Below are 15,477 nucleotides of genomic sequence, written 5' to 3'. Positions count from 1 at the left end.
TGCCCCCCCCCCCCCCCTTCCGGCGGGGGGTGGGGGGGGGGGGGTGTGTGCCCGTCCTCGGGGGGGGGGGCCGCCGGCGCCCCCCCCCGACACTGTATTGTCAGCGCGAGCGCATCGGATCATTGTCACGATAGTCGGCGTCGCGAATATCGGCGCTGGTCTGGCCGGTATCGCGCCGTTCGTCGACAGGATTGGCACGCTCATCACCGCCCAGCCGCTCGATATCGACCTCGGTGTGGCGGACGGTATCATTGACCCGCTCGACCCGCTCGTCGACGGTCTTGCTGACAACGACCTCCTCGCGGACATGCGCCTGCTTGTCGATCACCGCTTCCTCGGCGGTTTCGGTCACTTCGACGGTGCGTTCGCGGAACAGGTCGCCGGCATCACCGCGCAGCGTGTCGCCGCTGACCGGGCGCCGATCGACGCTGACATGCTCCTCGCGCAGGCGAACATCCTCGCTGACGGGCTCCTCGACGATGTAGGACCGGACGCGGACCCCGCCGCGCGCGACCTCGCGCTTGTCGACGCGCAGCTGCTCCTCGACCACCGGGATGCGGGTTTCGTCGCCGGCATCGGCGCGAAGGTCGTCGCGGACTTCGCTGCGACCGCCGAGCAGGCCGTCGCCGCGGTTGTCGAAATCGCGATCGGCGTCGCGGCCGAGCCCTGCGACACCTGCGGCCGAACCACCGGTCCAGCCTTCGCTGCGCCAGGCGTCGGTGCGCTGGTCGAGATCGACCGTGCCTTCGTCGTCGAGGATATCGATGGCGCGATCGACCTCGGCATCATCGACGCGGGCGGTGAGCAGGTAGCCGCCGCGGCGCAGGCCCTCGGCATAGCGGTCCTCGTCGTCGCGGAACAGCGCCTTGAAATCTTCCCACATGCTGCGGTGCTCATGGGTCTCGTGCCCGGCGACGCCGCCGATGCTGCCCTGGTCGAGGATGGTGACGTCGTCGTTGCTGATGCCGGCTGTCGCCAGCCGATCGCGAGCGGATTCGGCGTCCGATCGGCTGTCGAACATCGCGGTAAGCGTACGCATGATCAGATATCCTTGCTGTTGGGGGAAACAGGTTTGGTGCCGCTGTCGACACGTTCGACCACGGCGCGCTGGCGAGTCAGCGTCACGGTTTCCTCGTGGCTGTCGACGCGCGCCCGGCGCCGGATGTGGATCTCTTCGCGCAGCATCAGGCGCTTTTCGACGACCAGGACTTCCTCGACGATCGGGATGATGATGGTGTGGCCGAGGTCCTGGATGTCGGGGACCGCATCGATGCGGCGGTCGATGGTGACGCGTTCGATATCGACATTGCCGCGCACCAGTTCTTCGCGGACGCGCACGTCGTGATGATCGTTGCGGACATGGACACGGACACGGCCGGTTTCCACCGCGCGCTTGTCGACCTGCAGTTCCTCCTCGACAAGCGGGATCACCGCAGGTTCGGGTCGGTCGATGGGCGGCGACGTCGGCATGGCAGGCTAAACGGCGCGGGCCTGGCGCCGTTCCGCCCTGGCCGCGCCACCGCTCGGGCGATGCGACCAGTCGAGTGTCGCTGCGGTCAGGCCGGGCAAAAAGCCGTGCCGTGCGGCGCCTCGCCATGCTAATCCCATGACATGAAGCGATTTCTGGTCTTGCCGCTGGCCCTGGCGAGTGTGGGCTGTGTCCGCACGGCGGTTGCCGTGGTCAAGGCGCCGTTCCAGGTGGCTGGCGCCGGCATCGACATGATGACGACCAGCCAGGAAGAGGCCGACCGCAACCGCGGCCGCGCCATTCGCAAGCAGGAAGAAGCCGACGCCAAGGCCGCCAGAAAGGCCGAGAAGGAGCGCCGCAAGGCCGAGAAGGCCATGCGCGAGCGCGATGACTGAGGGTGGCGGCGGCCGGGCGTGGTGGCACGCCTCGGCCGTTGGCGTCGGGTTCCGGCAGCGCTAGAGCGCGTTGGCGACAGCCAGCAGGGCCTGGTCGACAACGGCAACGGCGTCGCCATCGGTGCCGTCCGGCATGTCGTTGGCCAGCCCCGAGAAGGCCAGTGTGCGACCGCTTTTCGCCACCAGATAGCCGGACAGCGCGCGGGCCGCGTTGAGCGATCCGGTTTTGGCCAGCAGCTTGCCCTGCAGCGCGGTGCCCTTGAAGCGGCTGCGCAGCGTGCCGTCCTGCCCGGCGATGGGCAACGTCTCGCGCCAGGCATCGCCCCAGGGCTGGCGGGCAATCCAGACCAGCAGCGCCGCGGTCGCGCGCGGCGTGATGCGATTGTACGACGACATGCCCGAGCCATCGGCAAGGGTGAAGCCGGTGGCGGTGATGCCGGCGGTGGCCATAAGCCGTTGCAGGGCGGCGCGGCCGTCGGCGACCGAGCCGCTGCCGGCCTGGCGCGCCACCCGGCGCAGCAGCAGCTCGGCGTGGAGATTCTGGCTCTGCTTGTTGATGATCCGAAGGTCCGCGACCAGCGGCGGTGCCGGCAGCGACGCCAGCATTTCCGGGAGCGGCGGCCGCGGCGGCGGAGCGCCGTCGCGGACGGCCGGATCGTCGGACGGCGCGATCGGCCGATGTCGGGTGGCGATGGCGCCAGTGACCTTGACACCGCGGGCCAGCAACAGCGCGCGCATCCGCCAGGCGGCATAATGCGCCGGATCATCGATGCTGAAGCGCAGCGTGATCGGTGCCGCCGTGCTGCCGAGCGTGCCGGTCAGCCTCACGAGGTCGCTGTTGGGGGCGCGTTCGGCGACGATCGCCTCGGCATTGCCGACGACCGTGACGATGCGGTTGTCGATCCTGTAGTAGGACGACCCGCTGACGACCGGGGTCTTGCCGGTGGCTGCGGGCGTCACCGTGGTCGACACTTCATTGTCGTCGAGGGTCAGGGCGGAGATGCCGGTGCCATAGCGCGACTGGATGTTGTTCCAGCTCATCCCCTGCCCCCAGCGCTCGGCGGGGAACCAGCTGTCGTCGCCGACGACGTCGCGAACGTGCCGGGTACGGGCGGCGACCGCGTCGGCAAGGGTCTGCAGGCAGTCGGTCGCGCAATCGGGCGTACTGGCCAGCATCGGGTCGCCGCGGCCGTGCATGACGACATCGGACGCACCGCCGCCGGCCGGTTCCAGCCGTACCCCGGTGCCGACGGCCGCCTGTTGCAGCGCCGCGATGTCGGCATGGGCAAGCGCCGTGGTGAAGATCTTGGTGTTCGACGCCGGAATGAAGCGACCGTCGGGGGCGATGGCGAGCAACTGTTCGCCGTCCAGCGTGGTGACGACGAGGCCATAGCGCGTGCCAGGTGGCCCGGTGGCGAGCAACGCTTCGATGGCCGGTTGCAGCGCCGCTGGCGCACTGGGCTCGGCAGCCACCGGTGCGATTGGCGCCGCCAGGCCGATGAACAGGAGGACGGGCAAGGCGGCGGGAGACATCGGTACAGCCTAGCCGCGCGCCGGGCGGCTAGGCCAGCGCTGTTCTCGCGGCCTGGTCAACGCGGTGGGCAGTCGGCGGGCCGCGGCCGCAGCAGGACCCGGCCGGCGGTGGCGCCGGTGGCCTTGCCGTCGGCGAGCGCCAGCACGCCATTGACGAACAGCGCGTCGACGCCGGCGGCGGGCACCCGCGGGTGGACATAGTCGGCGCGCGGCGCATAGCGCACCGGATCGATGACGACGACATCGGCATGGTAGCCGGCGCGCAGATAGCCACGCTGCGGCAGGCGGTAGAGATCGGCGACGGCCCCCGACGAGCGGCGGATCATCGTCGCCAGGTCGATGACATGGCGACGCTGCACATAGTCGGCATAAAGCCGCGGAAAGGTCGCATATTGGCGCGGATGGCCGTCGGAGCCGTCGGAACCGGTCATGACCCAGGGCTGGCGCATGATCAGGTCGATGTCGATATCCGCCATGTTGAAGGACGCGACGGCGGCACCGGCAGGCGCGGTTCCCCTGGCGGCCGGGGTACGGATGATGCGGATGGCGGCGTCGATGGGATCGGTCCTCCAGGCCTTTGCCATGGCGTCGAGCGTCCTGCCGGTCCAGGACTGGCCGGCGCTGGTGAGCAGCAGGCTGCCGGCCCCGCCGCGCCGGCGCAGGTTCTCCGCCATTTCGGCCCTTATCCGCACCGATGTCGCGGCATCGGCGAGCCGCGCCAGCAACGCCCGATAGCCGCCGTCCACCGCCCAGCGCGGCAGCAGCGCGGCATCGAGGCTCGATCCCGAGGCGTTCCACGGATACTGGTCGGCGGTGACGTCGACACCGCTGCGCCGCGCCGCTTCGATTTCGGCGATCAGCTGCGGCGCCTGGCCATGGACATCGACGCCCAACGCCTTCAGATGCGAGATATGGACCGGCATCGCCGCCTCGCGGCCGATGCGGATGACCTCGCGGGTGGAGGCCAGCAGCCCGATGCTGTAGCTCGATTCGTCGCGCTGATGTGTGTCATAAAGCCCGCCGCGCCGGCCGGCCTCGCGGGCGACGGCGATGACTTCATCCGTCTTGGCAAAGCTTTGCGGGGCATAGAACAGCCCGGTCGACAGGCCATGGGCGCCCTCGCACATCGCCCGGGAGACGAGCGCCTTTTCAGCGTCGAGCTCGGCCGGTGTCGGCGCGCGGTCGGCCTGGCCCAGCACACGGGTCCGCACGGCGCCGAAGCCGACCAGCGGCACGACGTTGGTGCCGATGCCGCCGGCCCGCAACCGGGCGGCGTCCCTTGCGACGTCGGGCGTGCCATAGCCATCATTGCCGATGACGATGGTGGCAACACCCTGCGCCAGCCACGGCAGGTTGATGCGAGCGGCCTTGTCGGCAGACCGGATATAGCTGTCGGGGTGGGTATGGGCGTCGATGAAGCCCGGCGCGACGATCTTGCGGGCGGCATCGATGGTACGGGCGGCGCGGCTGCCCCGCGAAGGCCCGACATAGGTGATGCGGTCGCCGCGGATCTCCACATCGCCGATGATCGGCGCGCCGGTGCCGCCGGAATGGATGCTGCCGCCGCGGATGAGCACGTCGACGTGCGGCACCGGGGCGGCACCAAGCAGCAGCAGCAGGGCCAGCAGGCGGATCACCGGCGCGGGCGGGCCGGCGTCAGCAGGGTGCGGGTGCGCGCCGCCGCGTCGACGGCGGCACGGCTGAACGGCAGCGGCTGCATCGTGCCGGCCACCCAGGGCGCATATTGGTCGCGATAGTGCGGCGATTTCGGGTCCGCCGACTGGCCGGGCAGGTTGAGGTACAGGCTGTTGTCCCAGGCCCTCACGTCGATGACCTGCAGGTAACTGGCGCCGCCCATGACGCTGTAGCCACGCCTGGCCGGCACCCAGCGGGCATTGACGGTGAAATTGTCGCCGCCCGAGCGGCCATCCTCGACCGGCGGAAAGGCGGCGGCGATCGCCGGGATGCGCGCCAGCGGGTGGCCGATGCGGACCCGGTGCAGATCGCCCCAGCGCCAGGCGGCGGGATCGGGGCCGAGCAGCTTGGTCGCTTCCGCCCAGGCGGCGGCCAGGCTGGCGTCGAAGATGTGGTCTCGGGTCGCCGCCGGATCGGCGCCGAGCCGCGCGTCGGGGCTGCGCAACAGGCGCAACAGCTCGCCGGCGGCGATGGTCGGCACCAGTTCGCGCGCCGCCGCCGGCACGATGGTATCGAGCAGGCGATTGCCGAGGTCGCGCCACAGGATGCGGAACAGCGCGGCAGGGCCGCTGTCGACGCCGAGCTCGCCATTCCAGCCGCGCAGCATGTCGGCGGCGGGGCTCGGTCGCGTCGGCAGCAGCGCCACCAGTTCCCGCGCCGGCAAGGAAACGAAGTCCTGCTGCAGGGCAGCGCTGTCGGCGAGGCTGTGCCTGGGCTGCGATGCGAGCACCGAAACGATGCGATCGTAGCGATAGGGTTCGCGGAAGGAGAAGGCGAGCGGGCGCGCCTGCATCGGATAATCGGCGGGGATATTGTTCTGGTTGGCCGATGCGAACCAGCCCTTGCCCGGGTTGCATTCGCGCGGCAGCGCCTCGGCGCCGAAGCGCCCGCCCCAGTCGAAGCGGCCATCGCCCGGGGCCGGCAACAGGCCGTCCTGGCCGCCGCGGCGCAGTGGCGCCATGCCGATGACCTGCCAGCCATGGTTGCCGTCGATATCGGCATAGTGGAAATTGGTCGGTGACGGGTGCAGCTTGAAGGCTTCGCGCAAAGATTGCCAGTCGCGCGCGAGGTTGATGGCGATCATCGCGAAGCCGTCCATGGCGCCAGGCAGCATGGTGACGCTGGCGATGGCGGTGGCGCGGCGGCGCGCCGGGTCGTGGCGCAGCACCGGGCCGTGCACCGAATAGCGGATCGTCACGCGCTGCGGCGCCTCGCCCCTGACGGCGATCAGTTCCTCGACCGTGTCGAAGCGTTTCCAGCCGCCGGCATGGGCATAGCGTTCGGGATCGGCGGGATCGAGGGCGAGCACGAACAGGTCGGTCTGGTCGTTGTGGCTGTTGGTGCGGCCGAAGGCGAAGCGGTCGGTATGGCCCTGCATGATGCCGGCGAGCCCCGGCGACGCGCCGCCGATGACATCGAGGCCGGGCGCCGTCAGATGGACGACATGGCGCGGCGCCAGGCCGCCGATGCCGAGGTGCGGATCATTGGCGAGGATGGCGCGGCCCGTGGCGCTCCGCGACGGCGCGATCGTCCAGGCGTTGGAGCCGGCGTCATCGCCCTCGGGCATGCGCGCGTCGGGCCGGTCGCGGACTGGTGTCGGCGTCGTGCCGAACGGCAGGGCGCCCAGCCCTTCGTTAAGGATACCGAGGTCGTCCTCCGAGATGGCGGCGACATCGAGGCCATCGGGCACCTTCAGCGTCCAGGCCGGCCGCAGCGGCGCCACCAGCGTGTCGAGGTCGAGCCGACCCATGGCGGCAAGGCGGGCGCGGCGGATTTCGTCGTCGACATTGCCGGTCTCCGCGCCGCGCGCACGGACGAGGTCTGCCAGCGCCCAGCGCAGCGGCAACGCGCCAAGGATGCGATATTCGGCCGGCAGCAGCGCCGGATCGGCGATCACCTCGTCGATGCGGGCGTTGATGCCGGCGACATAGGCCGCGGCGCAGGCGCGGATATCGGCCGGCACTACGGCCAGTTCGGCATCGAGATCGCCGCGAAAATGGAACATCCGTTCGGCATGATCATGGGTGACGAATTGCGGCCCATAGGCCTCCGCCATGCGTCCCATGGTGCGGCGATGGCCGAGATCGAGCTGGAACAGCCGGTCGCGCGCCGTGACATAGCCCTGGCCGAAAAACGCGTCGGCCTTGCTGGCGGCGCGGATGTGCGGGACGCCCCTGACATCGTCGACAATCTCGATAGGCGCTGCCGGGCCGCGCAGCGACGTCGTGCGATCCGGCTTTGCCGTGGGCGGCGGCGGCGGGGCAGCGGCGGTGCAGGCGCTGGTGGCGGTGGCCGCAAGCACGGCGGTGCCGCCGAGAAAGGCGCGGCGGTCGAGCTTCATGCGGTCTCCAGGGTCGTGATCGGTGACGTTGGTCGGCCTGCAAACGCTATGCGGTGGACGACCCGGGCGCAATGCGGTTGCAGGGCAATGTGTTGCAGTTTCGAACCGGTCGGCGAAAATGTCGGCGGCCGGGATAATTTTCGAGATGTGTCAGCTTGACGCGGCTCGTTCGCCGTCGCCACGATGCGATCGGGACCTGTCGAACGCCGACGATAGCCCTAGCGGCCGTCGGTGACGACAGGATGACAACAGGGCAGGTCCGATCGTCGGGCCTGCGAAGGGGACCAGCATGAATTCGACCGGTATTCGGAACCAGGCCCGTCTGGCTGCGCAGACCAGCCTTGGCGTCCTTGCGCTGGCCAGCATGCTGCCCGCCGCCGCGGTGGCGCAGACCGTCACCGCCGATGCAGCGGCCCCCGAGGCGACGCGCACCGACGAGATGGTCGTCACCGGCACCCGCATCGTGCGCGACGGCTTCGAGGCACCGACGCCGCTGACCGTGCTCAGCCTCGAGGATATCCAGAACACCTCGCCCAGCAACAACATCGCCGATTTCGTCAACCAGCTGCCGTCGCTGGCGGGCTCCACGCGGCCGTCGAACTCGCGGCTCAACCTGTCGAGCGGCCAGGCCGGCATCAATGCGCTCAACCTGCGCAACCTCGGCGCCGAACGCACGCTGATCCTGCTCGACGGCCGACGCTCGGTCGCCTCCACCGCGAACGGCCTGATCGACGTCAACACCATCCCCCAGGCGCTGGTCAAAAGCGTCGAGGTCGTCACCGGCGGCGCCTCCTCGGCCTATGGCTCCGATGCCGTCGCCGGCGTGGTCAACTTCGTGCTCGACAAGAAATACGAAGGGCTGCGGCTGACTGCCGACAATGGCGTCACCAGCCATGGCGACGGCTACAACTACTCGTTCGGCGTTGCCGCCGGGCTCGCCTTCGCCGGCGGCCGCGGGCATCTGCTGCTCAGCGGCGAGATCGCCCATCGCGACGGCATCCTCACCGTCGATCGCGACTGGAACGCCACCGGCTATGTGCGGATCCAGGATCCCGCGTGGACGACCGCCAGCACGACGCCGCGCTACCTCATTCGCCGCCAGGTCGGTGCCGCCAACTCGACGCCCGGCGGCCTCATCACCGGCTCGACGGGCGGCGTCGCCAATCGCCTCCGCGGCCTGTATTTCGGCGTCGGCGGCGCGATCAACCAGTATCAGTACGGCGCGCTGACCTTCCCGTCGGCAACCGGCGCCGCGGCGCCCACGCTCACCCAGGGCGGCGACTGGCGGGTCAATGATTCTGGCCGCCGCATCGGCCTTGATCCCGAGGACGACCGCTACGGCGTCTTCGGCCGCGCCAGCTATGAAATCGCCGACGGCATCACCGTCTATGCCGAGGGCGCCTACAACAAGCAGAAGATCTTCTTCAACGCCGGGCCCAATCTGTCGACGGGCATCAGCCTCAACGCCAACGGCTGCGGTGCCGCGGCCACGGCCGCCGCCGCGCCGCTGACCTGCAACGCATTCCTCTACAACGCGCTCGGTCCGGCGGCCTTGCAGGGCATCACCAGCGTCACCGTCGCTACCACCGCCGTCGACCTGCCGTTCCGCGCCGTCGACAACCGCCGCGAGCTGCAGCGCTATGCCATCGGTGCCGATGGCGAGACCGAAATGTTCGGCAAGGCTGCGACCTGGAACATCTATGGCCAGTACGGCCGCGCCGACCTGCGCGAACAGCTGCGCAACATCATGAACAACGGCCGCATCGCCAATGCCACCGCCGCGGTGTTCGCCCCCGCCGGCAACACCGGCGGCTATGCCCCCGGCTCCATCCAGTGCCTCGTCAACGTGGACCCCAATCCCGCCAACAACGACCCGGCCTGCGTGCCCTTGAACCGCCTCGGCATCGGCGTCGTCGATCCGCGCGTCGCCGGCTATGCGCTTGGCGATCCGTACCGCGACCAGATCATCGAACAGTATAACGCCGCCGCCAACCTGTCGTTCACGCCGTTCGCGACCTGGGCCGGCGATGTCAGCTTCGCTGTCGGCGCCGAATATCGCGAGGAAAAGCTGCGCGGCTCGGTGCCGGTAGAGTTCCAGCCGATCACCATCGTCGATGCCAATGGCCGCCCCGCCACCAGCAACACCTGGTCGGTCGGCAACTATCTGCCGACCAACGGCAGCTACAACGTCAAGGAAGCCTATCTCGAAACGGTCATTCCGCTGGGTCTCGGCATCGTGTTCAACGGCGCCGTCCGCGCCACCGATTATTCGACCTCGGGCTATGTCACCACATGGAAGGCCGGCGCCACCTGGCAGCCGATCGACGATTTCCGCCTGCGCGTCACCCGCTCGCGCGATATCCGGGCGCCGAACCTCAATGAACTGTTCGCCGGCGGTACCGCCAACAGCGATTCGATCCGCAACCCGATCTTTACCGCCAACGGCGCCAATGGCCCCGCCACCTATGCCTATTCGGGCTTTGTCAGCGGCAACCCCAATTTGATCCCGGAAAAGGCCGATTCGTGGAACATCGGCGGGGTCTTGTCGCCAAGCTTCCTGCCGGGCTTCAACCTGTCGGTGGATTATTTCCGCATCGACCTCGACCAGGCGGTCACCACCTTCAGCGCCCAGCAGATCGCCGACCTCTGCTATCTGCAGAACCAGCAGAGCTTCTGCGATGCGATCACCAACGACCCGATCCGCTCGACGCCGGGCCAGCCCTATCTGCTCATCCGCAGCCAGCCGTTCAACGCCGCCAACCAGCTCGTCCGCGGCATCGACATCGACGCCAGCTATCGTTTCCCGCTGAATCGCATCTTTGCAACGTCGGATGCCAGCGTCACGGTGCGGGGCATCGCCACCCGCTATATCGACAATCTGCTCGATAACGGCGTGCCCGGTACCGTCGTGTTGAACTCGGTCGGCGTCAACGGCGGCCAAGGATCGACGCCGACCTGGCTGTACCGCATCACCGCGAGCTACGACACGCCCAGCTTTTCGATCACGGCGGTGGGCCGCGGCGTCAGTTCCGGCCGCTATGCCGCCAATGGCATCGAATGTTCGACCGCCTGCCCGGCGAACGACCCGAACTTCTTCACCTATGACGACAACAGCATCGCCGGCACCTTCTATGCCGATCTCAACCTGACCCAGAACATCAAGATGGGCAGCTCCGAAGCCCAGCTGTTCCTCAACATCACCAACATCTTCGATCGCGGGCCGATCCTGCTGCCCGAAACCGGCCTCGCTGCGAACAGCACCTATTCCGACCTGCTCGGCCGGCAGTTCCGGGTCGGCATCCGGCTGCAGACGCGGTGACCGGCAGGTCGGCGCGATCGCGTCGCTGACCGGCTGACCCGATGACCGCGGTCGGTGCAGTGGGCCTGGTGGCCATCCGGCCCACGCCCGATCCGCGGCGGCTGGCGCTGTTTGCCATGCTGGGGTTTTCGGCGGGGCTGCCGTTCTACATGTTCTCGACGGTGCTGGCGCTGCGGCTCCAAGCCCATGGCATCGCACTGGCCGTCATCGGCTTCTTTGCCTGGGTGCAGTTGCTGCCGACGTTGAAGTTCCTGTGGGCGCCGCTGCTCGATCGCTACGACGTGCCGGGCTTTGCACGGTTCTGGGGGAAGCGGCGCGGCTGGATCCTGTTGTCCCAGCTCGGCATCTGTGCATCGATGGTGGCGATGGCGATGACCGCCGGCGACGGCCGGTTGGTGCTGACGGCGCTTTTCGCCGTGCTGCTGGCGTTCTGGACGACAACGCTGGAGATCGCCGCCGATGCGTGGCGCATCGAACTGGCACCGACGCAGGAGCTGCAGGGCCCGATCGTCGCCGCCAACATCTGGGGCTATCGATCGGCGATGGTCGCGGCCGGCAGCGGCGCGTTGCTGATTGCCGACGGCGCCGGCTGGGCGGCGGCCTATCTCGCCGTGGCGGCAGCGGCCTTCCTGCCTTTCCCGATTTTGGTCGCCACGGCGCCCGATCGGCCCGGCGCGGCCGGGAGGATATCGGCGCTGCTGCTCGGCCTTGCTGCCGCCGCCGCCATCATCGGCGCGGCCGCTGCCGTGGTGGCGGTCGTCGGCTGGGCCGTGCTCGCCATCGCTGCCGGCATCGGCCTCGATGGCCGGGCCAATGTGACGCCCTATGTGCTGGTCCTTGCCATGCTGCCATTCGTCGCGATGGCGCTGGCGCTGCCGCGCATCCGCCGGGCGCGCCCGCAATCGCGGCTGCGACAATCGGCGGTGGTCGGGCCCTATGTGGATTTCTTCTGGCGCTATGGCTTTGGCGCGATCGTGCTGATGGGCTTCATCGCGCTCTACCGGATGGGGGACGTGCTGGCGCTCAACCTGTCGAAGCCGATGGTGCGCGGTCTCGGCTACAGCCTCGGCGTCATCGGCCGCGCCGACGGGCTGGTGGCGCTGGCGGCGAGCATGGCCGGGGTCGGGCTTGGCGGCGTTCTCGTCATACGCTGGCGGATCATGCCGACGCTGGCCACCGGCGGACTGTTCGCCGCGGCCGGCAATTTCGGCTTTGTCTGGCTGGCGGGGCAGCCGCTCGACGAGACGCTGCTCTACATCGCCACCGGCCTCGACCAGTTCGGCAACGGCATGGCCGGGGCGATCTTCGTCGTCTACCTGTCGATGCTGGTCAATCCGCGCTTTCCGGGGGCGCAATATGCCTTTCTGTCGGGCTGGGCCTTCATGCTGCCGCGGCTGTTGTCGGGCGCCGGCGGCGGCATCGTCGAAGCCATCGGCTATGGCAATTTCTTCATGCTGTCGGGCATGCTCAGCCTCGCGGCGTTGCTGTTCCTGCCGCTGCTGGGACGCATCACCCCCAGGGACGCGGAGCTGCCGGAGTGATCGAACACATCGCGGATCGAGGCTTCGCCGCCGCTGCCGCCGCGATCGCGGCAGGCCGGATACCGGGCGCGACGCTCGGCGTCGTCACCGCCGACGGCCGCCGCGCAACGCGGGTCGCGGGGCTTGCCCAGCGCGAGCCGGTGACGGAGGCGCTGACCGTCGAGCACTGGTTCGACCTGGCGTCGCTCAGCAAGGTCATCGCGACCACGACGATGATCCTGCGCCTTGCGGATGCCGGGCGGCTCGACCTCGACCGGCCGCTGACCGACGCCATTCCCGACCTCAGGCAATATGATGTCGCCAATGCCGCCGAGCGCCGGCTGACGTTTCGCGACTGCCTGGCGCACCGCACCCATCTGCCGGCGGTCGAACCCATCTACACCTATGGCGACGATCCGGATCGGCTGCGCGCCTTCATCCTGCAACGCGAATGGCGGGCCGGCCCGCCGGTCTATTCCGACATCAATTTCCTGCTGCTCGGCATCGCCATCGAAAGGCTGACCGGGGGTCCGCTCGACGCCCGGCCGCTGGCGGCGGGGCTGAGCTGGGGGCCGCCGCCCGGGCCGGCCGTCGCCACCGAGCACTGCCGCTGGCGCGGCCGGGTGCTGAAGGGCGAAGTGCACGACGAGAACTGCTTTGCGCTGGGTGGCCGCACCGGCCATGCCGGGCTGTTCGGTACCGTCACGGCGGTGCTCGATTTCGCCGCCGGCCTCATGGATGGCAGCGGTGCGTCACCGGCGATGCTGGCAGCGATCCGCACGCCGGTGGCCGGCAGCCGCAGTTGTGGCTGGGAACTGCGCCACCCGGGCTGGTCGGGCGGCGATGCGTGCACGCCGGGCACCATCGGCCATACCGGCTTTACCGGCACCGGGTTGTGGATCGATTTCGCCCGGGGCCTGGCCTGGACGCTGCTGACCAACCGCGTCCACCCCAGCCGGCATTCCGACAGCGGTATCGTCGCGCTGCGGGCCGCGACCGGCGACAGCATCGTCGGCGCGTTCGACAGCGGTGCGCCCCGAGCTACAGCATGATCGACGCCGACAGCTTGAAGGTGCGCGGTGCGCCCTGCAGCAGTGCGGCGCCGAAGCTGTCGAACGATGACGCCCAGAACCGGCGATTGGCGACATTGTCGACATTGAACCGCAGCGTCAGCGGCATGTCCCCGATGATGGCGACATAGCGCGCGCCGACATCGAAGCGCGTCCAAGACGGGATGGCGAGGGTGTTGGCGGCGTTGACCTGTTGCTTGCCGGTATGGACACCGCGCCCGGTCAGCGTCAGCGCCGGCAGGAAGGGCAGGTCCCATTCCAGATTGGCGTTGAGCAGGTAATCGGGCACGCCGATGGCGCGATTGCCGTCGTTGGCGCCGCCGGCGGTGTTGCGCAGCTTCGCATCGTTGATGGAGCCGCCGGCGATGACGCGCAGGCCGGCACCAAGCTCGCCGTCGAGGCTGAGTTCCAGGCCGCGGTTGCGCTGGGTGCCGAACACGCCGAAGCGCTGGCCGGCCGCGAGATTGCCTGGCGCGACCGGCACCGCAAAGGCGCTGGGCTGTTCGGTCTGGAAGGCGGCGAGCGAGGCGTTGAAGCGCCCGAAGCTGACCTTCCCGCCGACTTCATATTGCGTCGACCGATAGGGGGCGAAAACCTCGCCGGGGTTGACGATGGTCGGGTCCACCGGTGCGGTCGGGCCCTGCGCCAGGCCCTCGATGCGGTTGGCGAACAGCGAAACGCCAGCGACGGGCTTGATGACGAGGCCGATCACCGGCGTCACGGCCGATTCGTCGTAGCCGCCGGTGAGGCTGCCATCGGCGTAGGAATAACTGTCGATGCCGATCGTCTGTAGCCGCATGCCGGCGGTCAGCAGTACGCGATCGTCGAAGGCGCCGATGGTGTCGGAGACGAAGACGCTGCCGAGTCTGGTGCGCTGGATCGCGAACGGCTCGTCGAGATTGCCACCGACAAAGCCGGTGCCGGGCAACGGGACCGGCGCCGCATTGTAGAGATTGGTGGCGAAGCCAGCAAAGCCGCCGAGGAAATCATAGGCGTTGCGGTTGACCTGCCAGATCTTCGACGCGCCGATATTGACCTCGTGGCTGATGCCGCCCGCCTTCAGCTTGACGCGCAGCCCGGCCTGGGCCGTCTCGTTGTTGTCGGTGCGCGGCACGAACAGTGCGCTTCCGGCTGCGGCGCCGGTGACGGCATCGGTGACGGTGATGCCGCCATAGATACCATCCTCCGACCCGTCGCGGGCGCCGAAGGCGGCATAGAGCAGGGCGTTGTCCGCCAGATCATATTCGCCGCGCACCACGCCGAAGACGTCGCGCAATGTCGAATAGGTCCAGGGCTGGCCGTAATTGGCGTCGGCGGCCGGCACGGCGGGGATCGTGGCGGTCGCGACCGTGACCTTGGGGCGGAGTTGGCGCACCTTGACCTGCTGGAAGGCGAGATCGAGCGACACACGGGCGCGTTCGCCGCGCACGTCGAAGGCGCCGCCGATGACATAGGCGCTGCGGAATTCATCGTCGATCGCGACATCGCCGCTGCGCCCGGCACCGTTGATGCGGACGCCGAACATGCCGTCGGCGGAGCGACGCCCGACATCGAAACTGCCGCCGAAATGCGCGCCGGAGCTGTAATTTGCCGTCACCCGGGTCAACGGCGTGTCGCCGGCACGCTTTGGCACCAGATTGACGCTGCCGCCGATGCCCGAGCCACCGGGGGCTGCGCCGTTGAGAAAGGCGCTGGCGCCGTTGAGCACCTGGACCTGCTCATAGAGCTCGGGCGCAATCAGCTGGCGCGGGGCGAGGCCATAAAGACCATCGAAGCCGACATCGTCACCGAACAGGGTGAAGCCCCGGATGACGAATTGTTCGGCGGCGTTGCCAAAGCCATAGGTAGTGCGCACCGACGGGTCGTTTTCCAGCACCTGGCCGAGCGTCTGCGGCTGCTGGTTGAGGATCAGCGCCTCGCCATAGGATTTGATGCTGAACGGCACATCGCCGGCGGGCTTGTCGCCGAGGATGCCGACGCGACCGGCGCGGATGACCTGGGTCTCGTTGGCCTTTTGCGCGGTGACGACGATTTCGGCCGGATCGGCCTCGGCGGCAGTCGCAGGCGCGCCGAGCATGGTGGCGGCAAGCAGGACAGCGCGGCACGTGTAGGGGGACAATCTGATTACTCCGGTTG

At 68.9% G+C, this 15,477-nt stretch carries 10 protein-coding genes; 4 read left to right on the top strand and 6 right to left on the bottom strand.

Going from position 1 to position 15,477, the window contains the following annotated elements:
• Positions 1-100: 100 nt before the first annotated feature.
• Together ACP7AI_RS11335 and ACP7AI_RS11330 are read right to left on the bottom strand one after the other, a co-directional pair.
• Entirely contained in the window at positions 101-1,039 is a 939-nt protein-coding gene (locus ACP7AI_RS11335) for a YsnF/AvaK domain-containing protein (protein ID WP_426167386.1), read from the bottom strand.
• 2 nt (positions 1,040-1,041) lie between these two features.
• Positions 1,042-1,470 carry a YsnF/AvaK domain-containing protein gene (locus tag ACP7AI_RS11330; protein ID WP_426167384.1) on the bottom strand — a complete coding sequence of 143 codons (429 nt, stop codon included), beginning with the start codon at positions 1,468-1,470 and terminating at the stop codon, positions 1,042-1,044.
• 141 nt (positions 1,471-1,611) lie between these two features.
• Here ACP7AI_RS11330 and ACP7AI_RS11325 point away from each other — a divergent pair, with 141 nt between their 5' ends.
• Positions 1,612-1,863: a hypothetical protein gene (locus ACP7AI_RS11325; RefSeq protein WP_426167382.1), complete on the top strand. Its 252-nt coding sequence runs from the start codon at positions 1,612-1,614 to the stop codon at positions 1,861-1,863.
• A gap of 60 nt (positions 1,864-1,923) precedes the next feature.
• Here ACP7AI_RS11325 and dacB read toward each other — a convergent pair whose 3' ends face one another.
• Genes dacB through ACP7AI_RS11310 form a run of 3 tightly spaced genes read right to left on the bottom strand, consistent with a single transcriptional unit; the run spans position 1,924 to position 7,432 of the window.
• Positions 1,924-3,396, bottom strand: a complete 1,473-nt coding sequence (gene dacB / locus ACP7AI_RS11320) for a D-alanyl-D-alanine carboxypeptidase/D-alanyl-D-alanine endopeptidase (protein ID WP_426167380.1) — start codon at positions 3,394-3,396, stop codon at positions 1,924-1,926.
• A gap of 56 nt (positions 3,397-3,452) precedes the next feature.
• Positions 3,453-5,033 (bottom strand): N-acyl-D-amino-acid deacylase family protein, encoded by a 1,581-nt coding sequence (locus ACP7AI_RS11315; protein WP_426167378.1) that lies wholly within the window; start codon positions 5,031-5,033, stop codon positions 3,453-3,455.
• Complete coding sequence (locus tag ACP7AI_RS11310; RefSeq protein WP_426167376.1) at positions 5,030-7,432, bottom strand: penicillin acylase family protein; 2,403 nt, start codon at positions 7,430-7,432, stop codon at positions 5,030-5,032. The genes ACP7AI_RS11315 and ACP7AI_RS11310 overlap by 4 nt, the downstream gene beginning before the upstream one ends.
• A gap of 289 nt (positions 7,433-7,721) precedes the next feature.
• On the opposite strand from ACP7AI_RS11310, the gene ACP7AI_RS11305 reads away from it, so the two are divergent.
• The 3 genes from ACP7AI_RS11305 to ACP7AI_RS11295 are packed head-to-tail and all read left to right on the top strand — an operon-like array spanning position 7,722 to position 13,323.
• On the top strand, positions 7,722-10,751 hold the full coding sequence (locus tag ACP7AI_RS11305; protein ID WP_426167374.1) for a TonB-dependent receptor plug domain-containing protein: 3,030 nt from the start codon (positions 7,722-7,724) through the stop codon (positions 10,749-10,751).
• Positions 10,752-10,792: 41 nt separating this feature from the next.
• Positions 10,793-12,292, top strand: coding sequence for a permease (locus ACP7AI_RS11300; protein ID WP_426167372.1), 1,500 nt, complete (start codon positions 10,793-10,795; stop codon positions 12,290-12,292).
• The gene (locus tag ACP7AI_RS11295; RefSeq protein WP_426167370.1) at positions 12,289-13,323 is read left to right on the top strand and encodes a serine hydrolase domain-containing protein; all 1,035 of its coding nucleotides are present in this window, start codon (positions 12,289-12,291) and stop codon (positions 13,321-13,323) included. The genes ACP7AI_RS11300 and ACP7AI_RS11295 overlap by 4 nt, the downstream gene beginning before the upstream one ends.
• Here the strand turns inward: ACP7AI_RS11295 and ACP7AI_RS11290 are convergent.
• Positions 13,313-15,418, bottom strand: a complete 2,106-nt coding sequence (locus tag ACP7AI_RS11290; RefSeq protein WP_426168322.1) for a TonB-dependent receptor — start codon at positions 15,416-15,418, stop codon at positions 13,313-13,315. The two genes, ACP7AI_RS11295 and ACP7AI_RS11290, sit on opposite strands and share 11 nt — an antisense overlap.
• Between the last annotated feature and the right edge of the window lie 59 nt (positions 15,419-15,477).

It is taken from the genome of Sandarakinorhabdus sp. DWP1-3-1 (genome assembly GCF_049896705.1).
In the GTDB taxonomy this organism is placed as follows: domain Bacteria; phylum Pseudomonadota; class Alphaproteobacteria; order Sphingomonadales; family Sphingomonadaceae; genus Sandarakinorhabdus.
Note: the sequence above shows the minus strand (reverse complement) of the source record. Positions and strands in the feature narration are given on the sequence as shown.